Annotated in this window: 14 protein-coding genes; all 14 read right to left on the bottom strand. The window is 45.3% G+C overall.

From position 1 onward, the window contains the following. Positions 1-42 precede the first annotated feature (42 nt). On the bottom strand, positions 43-528 hold the full coding sequence (locus tag AC1DOV_RS23205; RefSeq protein ID WP_477551198.1) for a hypothetical protein: 486 nt from the start codon (positions 526-528) through the stop codon (positions 43-45). A 21-nt stretch (positions 529-549) separates the two neighbouring features. Continuing rightward, complete coding sequence (locus AC1DOV_RS23200) at positions 550-975, bottom strand: hypothetical protein (protein WP_477551197.1); 426 nt, start codon at positions 973-975, stop codon at positions 550-552. After that, on the bottom strand, positions 972-1,118 hold the full coding sequence (locus tag AC1DOV_RS23195) for a hypothetical protein (RefSeq protein WP_441913223.1): 147 nt from the start codon (positions 1,116-1,118) through the stop codon (positions 972-974). The genes AC1DOV_RS23200 and AC1DOV_RS23195 overlap by 4 nt, the downstream gene beginning before the upstream one ends. A gap of 45 nt (positions 1,119-1,163) precedes the next feature. Beyond that, on the bottom strand, positions 1,164-1,313 hold the full coding sequence (locus AC1DOV_RS23190; RefSeq protein ID WP_179089950.1) for a hypothetical protein: 150 nt from the start codon (positions 1,311-1,313) through the stop codon (positions 1,164-1,166). Positions 1,314-1,348: 35 nt separating this feature from the next. Further along, positions 1,349-2,239: a hypothetical protein gene (locus AC1DOV_RS23185; protein WP_477551196.1), complete on the bottom strand. Its 891-nt coding sequence runs from the start codon at positions 2,237-2,239 to the stop codon at positions 1,349-1,351. Between the two features lie 13 nt (positions 2,240-2,252). Then, positions 2,253-3,188, bottom strand: coding sequence for a type II secretion system F family protein (locus AC1DOV_RS23180; protein ID WP_477551195.1), 936 nt, complete (start codon positions 3,186-3,188; stop codon positions 2,253-2,255). After that, positions 3,181-4,596 (bottom strand): ATPase, T2SS/T4P/T4SS family, encoded by a 1,416-nt coding sequence (locus AC1DOV_RS23175; protein ID WP_477551194.1) that lies wholly within the window; start codon positions 4,594-4,596, stop codon positions 3,181-3,183. Before AC1DOV_RS23175 ends, AC1DOV_RS23180 begins: the two co-directional genes overlap by 8 nt. After that, on the bottom strand, positions 4,551-5,399 hold the full coding sequence (locus tag AC1DOV_RS23170; protein WP_477551193.1) for a CpaE/TadZ family protein: 849 nt from the start codon (positions 5,397-5,399) through the stop codon (positions 4,551-4,553). The genes AC1DOV_RS23175 and AC1DOV_RS23170 overlap by 46 nt, the downstream gene beginning before the upstream one ends. Positions 5,400-5,401: 2 nt before the next feature. Continuing rightward, positions 5,402-6,121, bottom strand: coding sequence for a CpaB family protein (locus tag AC1DOV_RS23165; protein WP_441876963.1), 720 nt, complete (start codon positions 6,119-6,121; stop codon positions 5,402-5,404). A 247-nt stretch (positions 6,122-6,368) separates the two neighbouring features. After that, the gene (locus tag AC1DOV_RS23160; RefSeq protein ID WP_028609438.1) at positions 6,369-6,719 is read right to left on the bottom strand and encodes a type II toxin-antitoxin system PemK/MazF family toxin; all 351 of its coding nucleotides are present in this window, start codon (positions 6,717-6,719) and stop codon (positions 6,369-6,371) included. A gap of 3 nt (positions 6,720-6,722) precedes the next feature. After that, entirely contained in the window at positions 6,723-7,004 is a 282-nt protein-coding gene (locus AC1DOV_RS23155; RefSeq protein WP_028609437.1) for a CopG family ribbon-helix-helix protein, read from the bottom strand. 227 nt (positions 7,005-7,231) lie between these two features. Continuing rightward, complete coding sequence (alr, locus tag AC1DOV_RS23150; RefSeq protein ID WP_477551192.1) at positions 7,232-8,416, bottom strand: alanine racemase; 1,185 nt, start codon at positions 8,414-8,416, stop codon at positions 7,232-7,234. Positions 8,417-8,564: 148 nt separating this feature from the next. Continuing rightward, positions 8,565-9,770, bottom strand: a complete 1,206-nt coding sequence (locus AC1DOV_RS23145) for an outer membrane lipoprotein-sorting protein (protein ID WP_477551191.1) — start codon at positions 9,768-9,770, stop codon at positions 8,565-8,567. 2,190 nt (positions 9,771-11,960) lie between these two features. Further along, on the bottom strand, positions 11,961-19,253 hold the full coding sequence (locus tag AC1DOV_RS23140; protein WP_477551190.1) for an endo-alpha-N-acetylgalactosaminidase family protein: 7,293 nt from the start codon (positions 19,251-19,253) through the stop codon (positions 11,961-11,963). Positions 19,254-19,573: the final 320 nt, after the last annotated feature.

Raw genomic sequence — 19,573 nt, 5'->3', positions numbered from 1 at the left:
ATTATTTCCCTCCTCTTATTACACCAATTTTCCAAATTTTCGTCAACCTGCTACCAGCTCCGCCGCCCCCTTAATATCCCATTCAATGGCATCCATCACTTGAAACGCTCGCGGATATACGATATGTACAATCAACACAACTCCCGGCCGATTAAGCGTCACCTCATAATCAAAGGTCTCATTTCGATAAAGGTATGGAAAAGTTTTTTCATCATTTACGATCTCAAATACTAGCACCTCAACTTGCTCTTTCAAAAATGATTCCGGCAGCGGCATGCCTTGTTCATCCAGCCTTAAATTTTCCCGTAAATATAAAGTCGCTGCCGCTGCCGCTTCACCTGGAGATAATCGAAGCACGCCATTGCCAAGCGCCGCTGGATCAAGCTGTTGTGCAGCTGCATGCGCAGCTCGATTAATCGCTCGCTTGCTTTGGAACAAGGTGCGCATCGCAAGCTCCTCTTCAACCTGAAGCAAATGAATCGATATCCAGACCGTCATCATCAACACGATAAGCAATAGCTTGTACATCGATTCATTCACCTCTTTCCGTTATGGCAAATATTCACTCATTTTCATTCCAGAAGCCCGCATTCGCTCGCTCGGCAGCGGAAGTGCCAGACCAATTAATCGATCTATTTCAAATAAATCCTCATACGGGTAGCTAAGTGTCAACGAAATGCCGGTCCCTCTTACAACAGGGGCGCTAGGGTTTGAAGCTGTGACACCGCTCGTTGTGGCTAGTTTATATTCGATCTGGTCAGCCTGCATGCCAAAGCGAGCCATGCGCTGCCTAGACTGCTCTTGCATTTCCTCGCTAATGTAGCCGTAGGTACCGCTCGCCCCTATTTCCAGTAAATAATCTACCTCCTGCTGCAAAACAGCTTGTCTAACAATGAGAACATGCTTATAAATGGGCGAAAACATAAGCCAGCATAAAAGCCCCGCAAACAAAACGAAAATCAATATTTGCTTCATGGACTCATTTCCCTAATATGGCTGCTTATCGAGCTGCCTGCCCCATCGATTTGCTTCTTCATTCCCTTATCACCATCAGCAACTGCTTGATAGCAAATAATTACGGCAATAAGCAGCAGCATCGATACAAGTATTGAGCGCAATAATGGAACACCTCCGCTCTACTTTATAATTTTATGCAGCTGAGCTTAAGGAAGCAGAGCGCCAATTTTTGTATTGGCTGCTGTTCCTTGCGATTCGATCTGACTGCTAGTTCCAGTCTTGTCCTCAGCGATGATTGAGTTAAACAAAACGATAACAACAACAAGCATCATGACTGTCATCAAAATATTACGCATGCTACCACCTCCTTTCCAAAATAACCGATTAATGATTAGCCTAGCGATTCAAACAGCTTCTGTCCTTCTCTCACCCATGGATATATAAACACTTGAAAGGTATACAAGATGGGGATTCCCGCGATGACAAACAAAAAATAAGAGGTTGATTCCTTACGACTTTCTTTAGCCAGCTCCAGCTTCTCTTTATAATCCTCTATACGTACACGCAGCAATTCGTAATATTGCGGACTCTCATGGAGTCGAAGCGCATCAATCGTTTCTACAAAGCTCAAAGCCTCCTCCGTTCCGAGCCTTTGCTTAAACCGTTGAAGTGCGCCGCCCGCATCGTGATACCATTCAGCCAGAAGCCGTTCAAGATCAGAGCGCATCGCTCTCGTAAAGGGTACACATCTTAGAAGCTTCGCATGGACATGGAGTGAGGAATCGGATAAATAAAGAAGCTGCCTGCTAATAATGAATATTTCTTTCGTAATTTGCAGGGTGCGCACCTTGCGAATAGAACGCAGCCATATTAGGTCGACATACAAAACAAGCATCACAATGAGTAAGCCTGGACCCGCATACGACATGGGGATATAGGCGTTTATACGCTCATGCCATGCAGCAGCCAAAATAATCATCCCGCTTACACCTATTAATAACGATCGCCTTGCAAAAACATACCATGCTGTATCGATGGTTACACCACAGCCTGCGAGCAGCAGCTCCCGTTCTATAAACGACGGATGCTGCCTTGAAATAAGCAAAAGCCGCAGCCACTTATCCGGTGCTTGCCTCGTTCGCCACCCGAATACAGCGAGGTGCTTCCATCTCGATGGCCGCTCCGGCCACAACTGCAAAAGCATATAAATCGCAGCCGCACCGCCTATGCACTGACTTATTAACAGCGCTAACCGTATTGATACTCCTGTCCATTCAGGCATTTACTGCCTCCTTTCACATCTTTTTGCGTGAAAGCCACAAACCCATAAGGAACGATGCAAAGATGAGCACCATTGCATTTAGCAGCATATCTCTTCCCATCGGGTCAACGATGTAGTAATAATAAGAGTTATCTTTGTTGTATCTGAGATTAATGCCTACAAATAAAGCAAGAAACAATATAGGCGTGAAGTTAGCTACACGAATCTCTAGCAATCGATTTCGTTCCTGCTCGCCCGCTCTTCTTGCCTTGCGCATATCGGTTAGAAGCTCTTTTAAGCTATCTGTTATAGGAGCTCCCTCAACAAGCGCCACCCGCAAAATATGAACGAAATAATCCGCCCACAAATGGCCGAGTGAAACGGAGAGCAGCCTCAGGCTTGCTTCATCATCGCCTCGAACCGATAAATTACGATACAGCTGTTCAAAAACAAGCTGCATCGGTCCGAGCAGCCTTCTCTCCTCCACCGTGCGCTGCAGCGCAACCCTGACATGCCGCTCACCTGTTACGAGATAGCATTGATAAAATAGCTCCACCGCAGGTAAAAAATCCATTTGCGTCTGCATTCTGCGGTGTACCAGCAGTGCTCGTAATATTGTATAAGGGAAAAACCCTAGCAACGCGCCGAACAACAAGGTTCCTTTGACGCTTTGAAAAAATATGCCACCAGAAGCAATCCCCGCAAGCAACAGCAACCCTGATACACAAGCAAAGGAAGCAGGCGTTATTTTTAATCGGAGCGTCTCGAGCAGTTCATTCAAATGATCATGCAGCCAGCTATATCGTCTGAACCCTTCAGCCAGCTTCTTGCGCCAACCGTTATTTGCCCGGTAAGCGAGCTTGCTTCTGAGCTGCTGCTCAGTCGACCACAGCTTGAACAGGTGATACAACGCGATAAACATTAAGCAAAATAATAAGGATGCCGCTGCTGCTGTGGAAAGTTTATTCATCGTTGTGTCCCCCTGTGATTAGCCTGCTAGCCGACCTCACAGTTGGCTCCATTGGAAATTGCCAATCATTCAGTAGCTCATCAAATCTTGCCCAGTCTCGAACGATTGTCTGCCCATTCTCCCAGCATAGCTCCCCTATCCGACTAACGACTCGCCGTCCGCCCAAGTAACTCATTTCAATGCCGATTTCTGTTACATACTGTGTAATTCGTTTTGCGAGCCGTTCAGCGTTCATGCCTCTTCCATCGAGCATACACATATCGGTTATCGCCTCTGGCACATCCTCCAGCCTATTCGCATGAACGGTCGTCATGCTTCCGGTATGTCCACGTGTGCAGGCACGGACATAAATATTCGCATCCATGTCGCGTATTTCGGCATGGATAATGCGCTGCGGCGACTGCCTGAGCGCGAGCTTAAAAGCTTGATCCGAGCGATGATAGGAATCCTCTTCATCCGTCATATATTCCACAACGTTTTTATTTGGAAAATCACGCCCCAGCATCATCTCAAATCGACTCTCAATTGTAATGATTCGTTCTTCATCAGGCAGCTCAGCAATTAAAGCTTTCATTAAATTGGTTTTTCCTGAGTTCGTTGGTCCAATAATGACCATATTGAATCGTGCAGCTAAGATGGCTTTAAGCAAGCTCTCTACTCGCGCATTAATCGTCTGGTATTCCTGTTTACTTAATGTCTCAAGGCTGAAGCTTCGTACCGTGTAGAATCGAATCGTTAAGGTCGGGTTTGCCGTGAAGCCAAAACCTGTCATCGTAACACGCGACCCATCTCGCAGCATCACCTCTGCCCATCGTTTACGCGGATTGATGCGGTCATTATTGTAGAGCACTAAATTTTGCTGGATGCGCTCCACCTCTCGAATGTCGTTAAAGCGGTAGCCTGAAGCATTTGTAACCCCATTCTTTACCGTAAAAATCCTCTCGCCAACGACTTGTATTTCCTCCAAGCCTTCCTTGTCAGCAAGCACCAGCTCCAGAACATTCAATCCTATGACTTCTGCAAATAACGCCTCTGCGAGCGATTGAAACGAATGCTGTATATTAGCGGCTCCATGTATTCGAAGCCTAATTAATCGATCCGTGATAACCGCAAGAATTTGCTCACGCTCCAGCGCATAACCAAGCACTGCACGGTTCAATGTCTCGCTGTATTGCCTGCGCTCTTCCTCGCCAAGCCCGTGCGGGGCGCTTAAATAAGTTCGAATATCATCGGCAAACTTGCCCATTTCCTCTTGTGCGTCCGATGGCAAATAAGAACCAACTGCATCATGCTCACGTTTTTCTTTCTCCGATTGCATTTGAGCTGCGAATTGGGAAGGCGAAAATCGATTTTGCCCCGCTGTCACGAACTCGTACCATTGCGATGCGCTAACAGTTTGCGATACCAAGGCTGTACTGCAACAGAAGTGCTTATACTGCGTATATTATGCCTCTTCATCATCTCTTTGGCGGGCTCCTGCATAACCTGCTTGCCCTCCGTATCAACCTTCAGCCACTGTGCATACGTTCCACTATCCAACTGACTAAAAACTGGCTCGCTTAATTGAAGCTGGCCAAGTGCCTTTGTTCCCAGCTCTTTGCAAATATGCTTCATCTGATAACCTCCGTTTCTCCATGGACCGTTGATAATGACCGAATCGTATTGTTCAGGCGTGACTTCAAATAAGGGTGATACTTGACCTATCCAGCGTCTTCCATCCTCTTGAAAATGCGATAATGCAGGAGTTGTAACGAGTATGCGCGAGCCCGCTCTACGGATAGAGCAAATAGTCGCTGCGTTGTCCCAATAGGCACCCACATCCATAATGACAAATGCAAAGGTTTGTTCCGCAATCGAAAGCAAATGCTTCGCTTCTTCTGGGGTGAAATATTCGGCCTGATCTCTCATGAGATTGCCGAACAGCACCTGCAAATTCGGCTGACCTGGCACAGAATATACGGCCCTGCGCAGCTTCTCCGGCGTCAACGTATAGGAACGAAGCTCTGGACGAAGCTTATCCAGCGTTACAAGCGGCTCGTCTACACCGATATACCGATGAATCTTCGCGCTTTTGAGATTAAGGCATAAGTAGCCGATTGGCTTGCCGCATGCTTCCGCCATACGATATGCGGTTGCAAACGCCGCGGTTGTCGTTCCGATATTGGGAGTCGTGCCAATAAATACTGCAAGAGGCGCTGGCGTTCCATTCACAATTACTCAGCCTCCTCTCCAGCAACCAAATCAAGCGATGTCGGACTATAAGCGACAACTAGCTTCAAAGAGCCTCCCTTGCATAAGCTGTCGAGCTTAAGCCACTGTTCCTCCGACAAATTTAAATTTAAATAATCAATCATTCCGTTAGCTTCCCGCCTAGACGCATACATTTGCTCTTTATTTCCCTCTGCCAGCGAAAATAAATTCGGGTTCTCAATATTATCTATTTCGACGTTGCCAGATGTCTTGACCGAGGCTACAGTAACTGCCTCAGAGAAAATTCTCATCGAGGGAGACGCATCACCTGAAGCGTATAGAAGCACCTTATCACCTGCTCTGATCCCATTCGAAATCGAGCGTATATACTCCTTCGGAATTTGAAATGTCGACTCGCTTCTTCTAGGCTGCAAATAATAATCATCGACCTTCCAGATCAAGAGCGGCTCCCCTTTGCCAAGGGGGATCATCGTTTCCTTCCCAGCAGCCTGCTCCAGCTTCAATACCATGTCGGAGACATAAGCAGATTGCGGAACCAATTTGTACTCTAAATCACTTTCCTTAAGCCGCTCGCCAGCCCCAATAAATCGTTTGGGTACGAGAACAGCTACCGTCTCCTCCCCCTGGATTTGAATTCTTTGCAGCTCATACATGCCATACACGAGGCTTGCCGACAACACAGCAGCTGTTAAACTAATGATTGCATTTCGTCTCTTTTTCATCCCCATTCCTCTCTGAGCACAAAAAAAGAACGCAGCAGCAGCCAACTAAGGCGTACTACGTGCGTTCTTCGCATAATAAAGCTCATATATAGGTTTTCAATAAGTAATTGAGTTCATAATAGCAAATTGAACTTTCATTTGTCTATCATTATTTTTCCAAGTTCAACAACATTCAGTAAAAGTCGACAAAAAAAGCCATTCAGCAGAAGGGAAATCCCCTTCCTATGCCAAATAGCCCTCTCACTCATTAAAAATCAATTAATCCAACGCTGATTAACAAAGCATCATCAACTTTACGCATCGTTTCGTCATCCAAATGCGTAATCTTATCCGTTAATCTTTGCTTGTCGATCGTCCGAATTTGTTCAAGCAATACGACGGAATCACGATCAAACCCATGGGCGGCGGCATCCATTTCAACATGGGTAGGCAGCTTTGCCTTTTGAATTTGAGCTGTGATTGCAGCCACAATTACCGTTGGACTAAAACGGTTTCCAATATCATTTTGAATGACCAAGACAGGGCGAACACCACCCTGTTCCGATCCGACGACAGGCGATAAATCCGCAAAAAAGACATCTCCACGTTTTACAATCAACCTCTACACCCCGCTAACGAGACGGCCTAACGTATGATCTGCTTCTTCCTCCGCTTGAAAAGCTTCCGAGGCCATGTTCAGGTTTATTTTCGCCATTTCCATATACCCGCGCTGCATGGATTCTCGAATTTGACGTTTTTTGCGCTCCACCAAATACAGCTTCATGGCTTGCCGAATAAATTCGCTGCGGTTGGAGTTTTCCTTGGCTACAATCCCGTCAACCTCCTCCAGCAAGTGATCTGGCAGGCTAATCATGATTCTTTTGGTATTTTGTACATTGGCCACCGAACTCGCACCCCCAAAACTTTTCCATAACCTTAATACACATTATGACAATATATTGCCGTCGCTATACTTCAACATATCTATGATAGCCGTATATCAAATATGCTGTATGTTTTCATGTATAGCCATTATAGATGATCTGCCTTACTACATTCGAGATATTTGGCGAAAATCCTCTTCATTTACGAAAAATTGTAAGATGAAACAATTACCAATTCGAATGATGTCTAAGTTAGGGGGTTTTGCACAGCTATTATTTGGTTACCTCTGACATATACGCGAGGTACTCGTGTAGCAAGCATGCAGATTAATTCATAATTCAACGTTCCTAGCTGCTCAGCTACTTCCTCCACTGTAATAGCCTCATTGCCCTGGCGTCCAATGAGCACAACCTCTTCACCTGGCTCAATTGGCAACGCTCCCGCATCAGAAGCTGCATCAAGCGCTATCATACATTGATCCATACATATCGTACCTCGGATTGGCACTTTTACACCTCGTACAAGTCCGTGGGCTTTACCCGTTAGCATGCGACTAAAGCCGTCTGCATATCCAATCGGAAGTGTTCCGATGATTTCTTCGCCTTTTGAGAAATAACGAGTGCCGTAGCTGATTCCCCAGCCAGCAGGTACTTTTTTGACCATAACTACTTCTGTTTTCAGCGTCAAGACCGGCTTCAGCTCCACTCGCTGCTGATTAACCTCTTCAGAAGGATAAAGACCAAACATACTAATTCCTAATCTTAGCATACCATCGGCAAATTGCGGAGTGTCAATGCCTGCAGCGCTGTTTGCCGCATGAATAATCGGTATAGGCAATCCATTCTGCTGGACATAATCTGCCACTTCTCGAAATCGCTCGTATTGCATGATCGTATAGCTCTTATCCGCTTCATCCGCACGCGCATAATGTGTAAACAAACCTTCAACTTCAACTTGAGGTACCTGCAACGCCTTTTCAATAAAAGATATCGCAGCGTCTTTCCCGATTATGCCGAGCCGTCCCATTCCGGAATCGATCTTGATGTGAACTTTAAGCTTTCGTCCACTTGTGTCAGGCGGCAGCTTTGCAGCTGCTTCCATAATGTCATCCCTGAACAAGCTTATTGTAATATCATTGCTTCTAGCGACAGACAAGGCATCCGCAGCCACGAATCCTAGTACAAGAATCGGGGTTAGGATGCCTGCCTTGCGCAATTGCAATGCTTCATCAAGAAAAGCGACTCCTAAATAGTCCACGCCAAAGCGCTCTGCTTCCCTTGCTATTTCTACCGCGCCATGTCCGTAAGCGTTAGCCTTAACGGAGGCCATTAGCTTGCAGTCCTGTGGCATGGCATTGCGAAAAGCTTGTAAATTATGTCGTAATGCATCAAGTGATAATTCAACCCTAGTCGGGCGATAAAACGAATCCAAGTCTTTCACCTTCTCCTCATCTTTCAGCCACAACAGTCCGAGCAGCAAACATCAATAGCAATAATGTTAAACCTTGCTGCTAAGACTGTCAATGAAACGAACCTCGGAATTGGCTAGTACGTCTTGGAAATTCGCACTTTTCCCCGCTTTATTTCCCGATTTCTCCCTGTACCGACTGTGCGACCTTAAGCATTTCGGACTCAGGTAGATTTGCACTGGTAAGCCGGAACTGATGACCCTCGTAAGTCCAGGTGAGCGTCTGTTGTTCATCACCGCTGAGCTGACCCCACGTAAAGCCTAGATCGACCATCACTCCATCTACTAGGGAGGCTGCTTGATCTTTTGGCTCCGTCTGAATCAACGTGTAGCTATAATCGCCAGTGTAACGTAGCATCAGACCAGGATTACCGCCAAACTTAATATCAACTAATTCCGGCTCGCCCACACCATCAGGAATGTACGAGGGTTCCATTGCTGTGAAATTAGTCGCTTCAGGAGTAGTACCCGTTGCAGCTCCATCGCCTTCATTTTCCGCAGCATTGCCGCTATTATTCGTTTGATTATTACCGTCTACTGCACTGTCAGTTTCTGGCTTATTCCCGTCTTTGTCCACTTTATTGCCTGGGGTTCCTGCTTCTACTTCAGTATTCGTATTTGTTCCCTTGTTGCTGGGTTGCTCCGGCGTAGTCATCGTTGGCTCTTCCGTCGCTTGATTAGTAGGAGCAGAATTCATGTTTGCTTCTGTCTCAAATACAGCTTTATCAAATTTTGGACCAAAATCAAATTTGTCAAATTTCACTTCGACCATTACCGTTGCATTCGTATCGCTGACCTCTACCTGAACCGGCTTGTAGTCTGCTTTATTAAGCCAAATTTTTTGACGAGACAATGACCCATTGTTGTAATTAGCCATGACATCAAACACGTAAGCATCTTGATCGATTACAAATTGCCGCGAGTTATCAACTAGGATGCTTTGAATGAGCGTTTGATATAAATATACTTGCCCTTGGTTTTGCGGCCAATCGCTTTGGAAGCGGAATACTTTATTCAGCTTCGGTGTGAGAACGAATACGCCGTCGTCATTGCGAAGCACGATTTGTGTAATGTCCTTCTCTTCATTTGTCAGCTTGATCCGATAAAATTGCGGCTTTTGATAGGAAACCTCCACCTTGTATTCGAGTGGCTGCTGTCCCGTTCGCAGCGTCATCGTCCCGCTTCCTTGATAGCTCTCCATACTGTTTACTACCTTGTCGAGCTCCTTAACCACGGACTCGGCGTCCTTCGTTCCGCAAGCCGCTAATGCTAATGAAAAAATTAATAATATTGCCGCGGTCCATGTCATGCGACGCATGTAATCATCCCCTCTGCACATTGTTTTTTACTGGCTGATAACATGTCTATGAGGGGACTTGACCAATTATGCGGACTAGTTTGACAAGCAGGGGCTTGGATCAAAATATATGGCTATATCAGCTCAATTTGACGCGATAGTTTAGTTAGCAAACTCCGATTAGCAGCAGCATCGGGGCATCTAAGAGCATAAATACACCTAGTCCGCCAACTACTTTTCAAAACTGCTCAAATAGATGCACTTCTGCACCTATATACTTCATTTCCATCATATTTGTTGTAAACAGGTGCACTTCTGCGCTTATTTACACTCCACGATCGGTTCACTCACACTCTAATTACACTACCAACACTCTGCCTATACAATTTACATACGTCCAAGTGCACTGCTTACACACTTCACAGACTTCACAAATGCACGCACACACATCCAGTCGCCACACCCTACAAGATCCAAGGATTCAAAACTAACTAGTTAGTGAACATACCCCGGTTAGCTACAGCATTGCGGTATCTAAGCGTCTAAGCGCATAAATACACTTAGCTAACCAACTACTTTTCAAAACAGCTCAAATAGATGCACTTGTGCACCTATTTTTGTCATTTCCAGCACACTTTTTAAAAACAAGTGCACTTCTGCGCTTATTTTCACTCCACGATCTGTTCACGCACACACTAATCACACTACCAACACTCTACCTACACTCTACCTACACTATCCATTTACAGCCCAATCGCACTCCTTACACACTTCACGAATGCACGCCCACACATCCAGTCGCCACTCCTACAGATGCCAAGAATATAAAACTAACTAGTTAGTGAACATACATCTGTTTGCAACAGCATCGCGGTATCTAAGCGCATAAATACACTTATTACACCAACTACTTTTCAAAACTGCACAAATAGATGCATTTGTGCACCTATTTGTGTAATTTCCACCTCATCTATTAAAAACAAGTGCACTTCTGCGCTTATTTACACTCCACGATCGGTTCACTCACACTTTAATCACACTACCAACACTCTACCTACACTCTACCTACACTCTACCTACACTATCCATTTACAGCCCAATTGCACTCCTTACACACTTCACAAATGTACGTTCTCTCACGTAACCAGCCGTTATTCCCAACAAATTTCAAGAATGTAAAACTGGCTAGTTTAGTGAGCATACACCTGTTAGCAGCAGCAACGCGACATCTAAGAGCATAAATACACCTATTCCTCCAACTACTTTTCAAAAATGTACAAATAGATGCACTTGTGCACCTATTCTCGTCATTTCCAGCACATTTATTAAAAACAAGTGCACTTCTGCGCTTATTTATACTCCACGATCGGTTCACGCACACTCAAATCACACTACCAACACTCTACCAACACTATTCACATACAGTCCAATCGCACTCCTTACACACTTACAAATGCCCCCCCACACATCCAGTCGCCACTCCTTACAGATGCCAAGAATATAAAATTAGTTAGTTTAGTGAGCACACTCCGATTAGTAGCAGCATTTAAGCGCATAAATACACTTATTCCACCAGCTACTTTTCAAAACTGCTCAAATAGATGCACTTGTGCACCTATTCTCGTCATTTCCAGATCATATATTAAAAACAAGTGCACTTCTGCGCTTATTTACACTCCACAATTGGTTCACGCACACTCTAATCACACCATCTTCACAATTCGTATACAGTCCATTCGCACTCCAACACGCTTTTCGAAAGCGTATTTAGACAGCTAAAGTATAGTAGAGGGGTTTCAGGGGTTTCAGGGGTTTCAGGGGTTTCAGGGGTTTCAGGGGTTTCAGGGGTTTCAGGGGTTTCAGGGGTTCCAAGGGTTCCAATGATTCCAGGGGTTCCGAAGGTTCCGGTTTTTTTGGGGTCTCGGGGTTTCGGGTGATCTGTGGGTTTTAACGGGCTACTACAGGGGCTACAGAATCCATGGGTTCCCTGATTCCGTTTCCCGCTTATCGGCTGCCAGGATGTCATCCAATGGGTCAGGCGGCGTTTGTTTACCCGTCATCTGCTTAAATAAGCAGCCATGGATCAGAATAGAAAAATAGCGATACAGGAATAACTTCCTGTATCGCTATTTTTTCAAATTCAAAAACTACTTCTAGGACAGCCTAATCTAAAATGTAGAGAAATCCACTAGTCCTCTAAAAACTTCAAATCTATTCCAAATAGTCGAACAGTCTGCTAAGTACAATCGCTGCTTCCGCTCTAGTCAGCTCTTTGTTGGCTTTGAGCGTTTGATCCGGCATGCCTTTCAACAAGCCTGCTTGGATACAAATAGCCAGCGCATTTCTGGACCAAGCGGCTGCTTGATCTTCGTCTTTAAAGCTCGCTAAAATGGCATCTTCAGATGTCGCAAGAGTCGGCAGCTTACCTTTCATTTGCAGCACTCGCGTGATAATGACAGCCATTTCCTCACGGGTAAGGGAACGGTCGGGCTCAAATCGATTGCCTCCTGTTCCTTGCAGCAATCCTGATTCCGATGCAGCCGATATCACATTGTTGTACCACTTGTCCCCACGCACATCTTCAAACGATTGAGAGGTGCTTGCTTGGAGATTGAATCCCCGAGTGAACATAGCCGCGATTTCAGCGCGAGTAATGGACGCATTAGGGTTAAACTTGTTCTCTGATACGCCTGTTAGAATGCCTTTGGCTGCAAGAGCTTCAATCTCTTTTCTAGCCCAATGGCTTGCTGTATCTTGGAAAGTCACTTTAATTCCCGCTCCCGGATCTGTGCCTGTGCCTGGACCAGTGCCCGTCCCCGGATTCGTCCCTGTTCCTGGATCTGTACCCGGTCCGCTATTGTCCGCCTGCACATGCACCGTAGCGATCGCTTTAAGCGTCGTACCTGCAACCGTGCCTTCTACTTCAAAAGTACCAGTTTGCGCATAATCGGAAGCTTTGATCGCATTCCAAACGACCAAAAGATCTTTAACCGATTTGTCACTATAAACAGCTCTCACAGTATGAGGCAGCACTGGCGCCTTTCCAACCGTAGTGGTCACTGACACTGCCTGCAAGCTTACAATAGCGATGACATGAGTCTCCAGCTCACTCACAGCCTTCTCCAAAGCTGTCCTCGCTGATTCAATCATTTCTATTGTTGCTTCAGCATTGCTGCTTACTTCGATAGCGCTTTGCAGAGTAGCGGCAACAGTCGCCCATGTCACAGGAGTATACTCTGCTTCTTTAAGCGCTTGAGCATCTTTAATTGCTTGCAGCAGGAGCTCCTTGGCGTAATCAACGCCCGTAGTTTTGATATAGAAATCATCCAATATGAAAGCATAATCGGAAGTCGCGTTACCTGCGCCTTTAGCAATCATTTTAAACACGACCTGATAATCGTCTTGTGCCCCAGTGGTGAAGGTTTGGCTATAGCGGATGTAGCCATCCTCTGCCTTAATCCCCGAATTAGGCTTGTTTTGCAGCGTTTCCTTCAACACCACAGCACCGGTCGCACGAGACAACACGCTGACCTCGTAGGTAACCCCATTTTCCATCGTATAGGCGAAGCCAAGCTCATACGTCTTAATCGCTTTTAATTTAATGTCGGACTCATTTGATTTGATCAGTCTGCCTACATCGGTTTCATTCAACTTTAATGAATTCTGACCATTCAGAACCCATGTCATAACAGGACCGATTTTTTGGTCAGCTGCCTGAACAACCGGATTGTTGTCATGCGGGTTGCTCTGATCCGATGCGATATGAATCATTCGACTGCCGCCTCCATACTCGAAAGGCCCCCAGCCCTCATACACATTCTCAAAATCTTCCTTCACGACGTAACCAGCATGTTCAGCACCGCTTCCCGACGTCAGATGCTTCCAAATTCGGACATCATCGAATAGCACAGTGCCAGCTCCAGCATCTGCGATTAACTTGATTGTTGCCGTTGTCGTGCCTTCTGGCACCTTAAATTTCACATTCATTCTCTGCCAAGTTGTGTCCACATATTTAAATGAACTTTGATGTGAACCGTCCAAGCCTGTTACATAATTGCTGTACGTTTTGCCGTTCATGGTTACCTGTAAAGAGGATTTTCTTCCTTTAACGGTTTGAGTCCATACACCAACCGTATACTCTCCTCCCGGAATCAATCCAGTGATTTGCTGAGACAACTCACCAGCACGGCTTCCAATTTCCGCATAGCGGTTCCAGTTGGACCTTACCATTTCTTTTGTCGTGTCGTATCCAACATCGCCTTGAACGACCTTAATGGAAGCATTGGCCGTATCATTAACAGACCATGATCCTTCAACATTAAATTTCTCTGAATTGAAAGCAAAATCCTTAATCAGGCTGCCTTCTCCCCATTCACCCGCAGAAGGAATCAGGTTTAAAGCATCTGCTGTTGCAGGGTATAGAACATATGGCGTATTTTTGCTTGCCTTCGCAATCGTTAGCGATCCATCCACCGCAGCAATCGTATCTACAAGCACCTTGCCTTGCTGCGTTAATTCATACATGTTAAACGATGCAACGTCTTTAAAATCATTTGTCAGTTGCCAAGTCGTCGTATTACCGGTCGTATTCCAGTGGTACAATTTAGCTCCTTCGTTTATGCCTAGAGGCTGGTTGGTCTTCACATCCCACAGCCACGGGATCAAGGAGTCTGCTTCGCTCGTATGACGCTCGGCTGTATCCGTCGTTGTTCCGGTATCTTTCCAAGAAGAGATGACTTTCCCGTCTTTGGAAAGCTCAATCTTGTTGCTCGCTTTATTTCGTTTGGAAACAACATTTTGTTCAAAAGTCACTTGATCCGTCTCATATTTCATGACGCCATAATGCTGCATAAATTTTGTCGGAAGCACTTCATTGAAAAACACGGTTACACCCTGTTGAATATCTGGCTTCGAATCCCCCCAAGTCGCTACGACCGGGATTTTCTGGCCTTTAAACAGCGCGTTGCCGACGAAAATATCGAGGTCATTTTTAACCAATCGGTAAAGAATGCTTTTGTTCCCTTGGTTCGGATAACCCAAATCCGTTCCCCAATGGACAAATACCGATCCTGGCTCAATTGGCCCCGCAAATTCGGTTCCTACTTTCAGCCCCAAGCCATTCGCATATTGCAGCAATTTATAAGCGTTGTAATCGTTGCCTGTGTATACATCGATATAATAAAAATCCAAAGCTGGGTCATTCGGGTTTGCTGGATCTTTGGTGAGATTGTACAAGTTTGTAAATCGTGACTTCAGATCACCGCTCAAAACATCCTTTGTCTGATCTACATAGTAGCTCGTATCGATCCAATCCCAGCCTTTTGATAGCCGATCCTGTTTATATCCGTTTGGCGTAGCGCCTGTCAGATTGGAATAGTTCAGCTCGTTTGCATCAAGATGGTATTCTGTGGCGTTTAAATGAACGCCAACGCGAAGGTTATATTTGGCCCCTTCGTCAATAAAGTAGTTAAAATCGGCTAATCCGCCCTGTCTCACTCCAATGTTGGAGTAAGAAGGAATATCATCGTCATGCCCTTCCGCCTGATAACCTTTTTCCAAAATCATTTGTCCAAAGCCGTCGGAATAATTGTACAGCACTTTACCGGTGTCCAAAGCGTTCAGGAACGGATCATTTGCCTGACTGGCGAAGTTGAACGCAATGTACATCATATTGTTTTTCATGTCTTCGGCGCCGAACGGCTGCACGTATATTTCTTTACGATAAGCTACAGCCGCATCCTGCCAGTCTACCTTCCCATCGGAATTGCGATCCTCGGTAAGAACAACGTTATACCACGGCAGCGCTTCCTTTTCATTGCTCTGGGTATGACGATAAGTCCACGATCCTGGTTTTACGGTAAGCTTGTTTACAAGGGACTTTTTCTCGGCGTTAACGAGTATCTTATTTCCGCCGCTCATCACATTATTTTCCATAGACGCGCCCAGTCCTTCTGCGCTCACCATCGTCATCGTTGCGCCGAATGAACCCGTTTGATTCATTTTGGACATGTCGTCAACCAGCTCTTCCGAAATCCCGTGCCACTTGCCGTCAGACTTGTTCCAAGCGTACGTCGCGCCTTTCATAGAGCTATCCACATAGAAGAGTGAACTATTCAACTCGAGAGATCTGACAACAAAATCACTTTTTTCTTGAATTTCGCTCACTTCGAATCGAACAACGTTATTTTCTTTTGCTTCTATGAAAGCCTTAATCACCACGCCAATTTCGTCAAAAGCCATCGTATAGGCATATTTGCTTTCGCCAACCTTTTCCGAAACCGTCTGAGCTGTATACTCCGTATTGTTAATTTGTAATGTGTTTGTTTGCTCGTCTGCTGCTTTCATCGTCTTATTGCCGACCTGATAAGAAAAAATACTCGGAAAACCCTTATTCAGCGTCACAATCAAATCATCTTTGGTGATCGAATCAAGCTCCGCCGCAAGCTGAAGCCTTGGCATGGATTCCTGTTCAACCACTTTGAGATTGGCAATCGTCATTTCTTTGGCGCTATACCAGGAACGCACTCCAAATTTCCCAGCCCTTGAGGTCACCGTATTATCCGTAACCGCGCCCATATCCGTCCTGTTGTCATCAGCATCAGTAATAGCGAAAGTAACTGTGTTGCCGATCAGATTCAATTCGATTTTATACACAGTATCCGCCGCCATGGAATACGCAGTAGGGAAGTTGGAATCGTTGCCGTTTGCAGAAAGCTTCCAAGTTCCATTGATGTCATGAACGATAGATACGTAGCGGTTATCGTCATATCCTCTCAAAATAAATCCATAGCGCCCTCCGTCTGTCCCAGCGCCTACACTCGTCTTGAAATCAAAGGTTACTTTCTGATCGACAACGTCTGGACTGTTATTATCGGTAACGAGAGATACGCCGGGCAGCCTTAATTTAACGCTGCCTTCGCCGCTTTCCAGCACGGCCGGACTGCTCGAATCCATCGCGCTCCAGTTAGGCGTAGTGAAGTCAGGCTCATATATTCTAATTTCTTCTGCGGTCATCGCATCCATCTCAACTTGCATCACTTCATTTCCGGAATTATAAATTCCAAACGCTCCCGGTGTGAAGTTTTTCGTTTGGACAGTGCCCACCAAAATGCCATTCACATAAAGATTCAACTCATTTTCGATCAACCTTACCCGCAAAATAAAATCTTTGCCAGGTACAATTTCAACGCTGTCTCCGATAGCTATTTTTTCTCCACCGTTAGGTTGATACATCCATTTGCCTTGACCTTCGTAATAAATGGCTGCATTGCCGATTTTAACTCCTGCGGACGAAGCATTTGTCTTCATCTTGACCTGGTATACGCCGTTTTTCACAGGTACGATATCTTCATTTATCGCAACCGATCCCGAAGCGATACTGCCCTTCAAATAACCATCGACGACTTGACTGCCGCCGAGTCCTGTCCAGTTCATGCTTGAAGCTGTCTCATAATATTGTTCATAATACATCTTGCTTGCGACAGGGGAAGTATCCATTTGGATAAATTCCTCCGTGAACAAAATGTTGTCCACATACAAGTCGCCTTGCCCGTATACTCCGAATGAACCTTCTCCGAATTGTTGTCCGGACGGTAAATTCGCAGTCAACTTAGCTCCGTTTATACTTAGTGTGACCGAAGAGTCGCTATATTGTATTCCGACCTTATTCCAACTCATAACTAATGGACTCGATGAAATAGCGTCACTTGCTACAAAAGGAATAGTGCTGCCATCCTTCTCCAAAATCCAGTGGTCATTCGCAAATTTCACCAAAGAGCTGTTGCCTATAGCAAAACCAATCGCATCAGTCGTAGGTTTTACATCCAGCATATAGGTTGCGCTCTGTAGGAGTGGCGCATCGTTATTCAATACCGTCCCCGTGATACCGGACAACTTCAAAAAGCGATTGCTGCCTTCTTTGATGATGGATGAAGAGCCGCTGCTCCACCCTCCCGTAATGCCATCCTGAAAGTTGTTGCTGTATTGCACCAATTCCTTTGGAGTAATCATTTGATTCGTATACTGCAGGTTGTCGATATACAGCTCTACTGTGCTTCTGATTCGAAGTCCAAACAAGCCAGCCGCATCGGTAAATTCAGCAAATGTAATATCGCCAACTAGCTTTTTGTTCATATAGACCGTAATTGTTTTTCCATTAAAATTGAACAATAGATTGTTCCATTTCCCCTGAATCGGATAAGGAATATTTAAATTGCTGCCCCAACCGGAGCTGGATTCAGGCAACCAGCGATTTGGATCGACTCCGATTTCGCTAAAGATGCTTGCCGTCTCATTCATTCTGAAGCCAAATGCAAAACCTTGGCCGCTAGAAAGCTTCACCGGATTGACTAGCTTAAAGTCCAATGAAAGCGTACCCGATTGTAGCTGCGGGGAATCCAAATCTGCTCCGCGTTCTTTAGCGCCTTTTTTTAGCGATAATACCTTGTTGCCTGTAATGTCTGTTACCACTTGAGCGTTAAGTCCGGACCAACGCGGTGTGTACGCCGGGTCTTCATAATTTTGTACATAATTGATGATATCTGACGGTTTTTCGGTTTGGCCAACGCCTTGAATGTTAATATCCTTCAAAACGACTTGTCCCGTCGCAAAACGTTTATACAAGGCCACCTGACCTATTCCAGCCTTCAAATTCAATAAATTTGTTTCCTTGTTGTAATAAGTAACGCCATCAACGATAACCAATAGCTTGTTTCCGTTATAACCAATCTTGATTCGGTAATCGGTATCCATTTTCAACTCGGGTCCTTCAAAAGATTCCCACGCGCCAGAACCATCTGGGCTTTGAATGACCCAAGTCGTACCCGCATCATAACGAATAGACAATCCTTGGGTAGAATTATAGGCACCGATTACAAACCCTATATTGCCTTGTGTCCCGCTGGTGTAACGCAGCGTTGCATCGATTGTGCCGGCGGAAAGCCATGGTCCTTTATCCCAAGCAGCAATAGCGATATTTTTTTCTAACGAATTCATTTCTACCGTCAGCCCATTGTTAACCGATGTAGTCCCGTTTCCTTTCATAAAAGTCATCAATTCGGGCTGCATGGACTGATAATTGTTGCTGTAAGAAACGATGCTTTGTCCATCTGGCACATTGCTCGTAATCTCATTTAGAAATACTGTAAAATCGTTTTCCCTCACTGTAACTTCTGCGGAAGCCTTGAGGGGAGTGCCTTGAACGCTGCCTTCTACTTTAAAAGCTCCCGCCTCAGCATATTGCGAGGGATCAATTTCGTCCCACCTTACCTGAACTTGTCCAACGGATTCATCGCTAAATACAGCTTGTACCTCCAGCGGAAGAATCGGCGGGTTCCCTATTGTTGTGTTCATCTCGATAGAGGGAATGCTCGCGATCGTTTTTACCTCAACGACTTCCTCTGCATAGGATACCGCACTTGGCCATACAGCCAGTTGACTCAAAATAACAAAACAAATCATCCAAACATACAATTTGAAAACCGTGCTTTTTTTCCTCTTAATCATCTGTCACCCATCCTCCATGGTAATCTGATCCTAATTGGATTTTATTAGCATAGAACAGATGAAAGCGCTTAAGAATGATCATTTTTGTTAGAAGTCTGATCTTTTTTGAAAAAAGTCTGTATGGGGTGGGGCAGGTGCTATGGTGCTGCCCGCTCAGTTGCATCTAGGTGCATAGTTAATCGTAATGGCATAGTTTCCACAATAGCTTGATCTATGTGCACAGCTAACCGTAATAGCTTCATTTAGATGCATAGTTAACCTCATTAGCTTGATCTAGGTGCACAGCTAACCGTAATAGCTTCATTTAGATGCAGAGCTAA

The sequence above is a fragment of the Paenibacillus sp. 01T47 genome (assembly GCF_056398245.1).
This window is presented reverse-complemented; position numbering and strand designations above follow the sequence as displayed.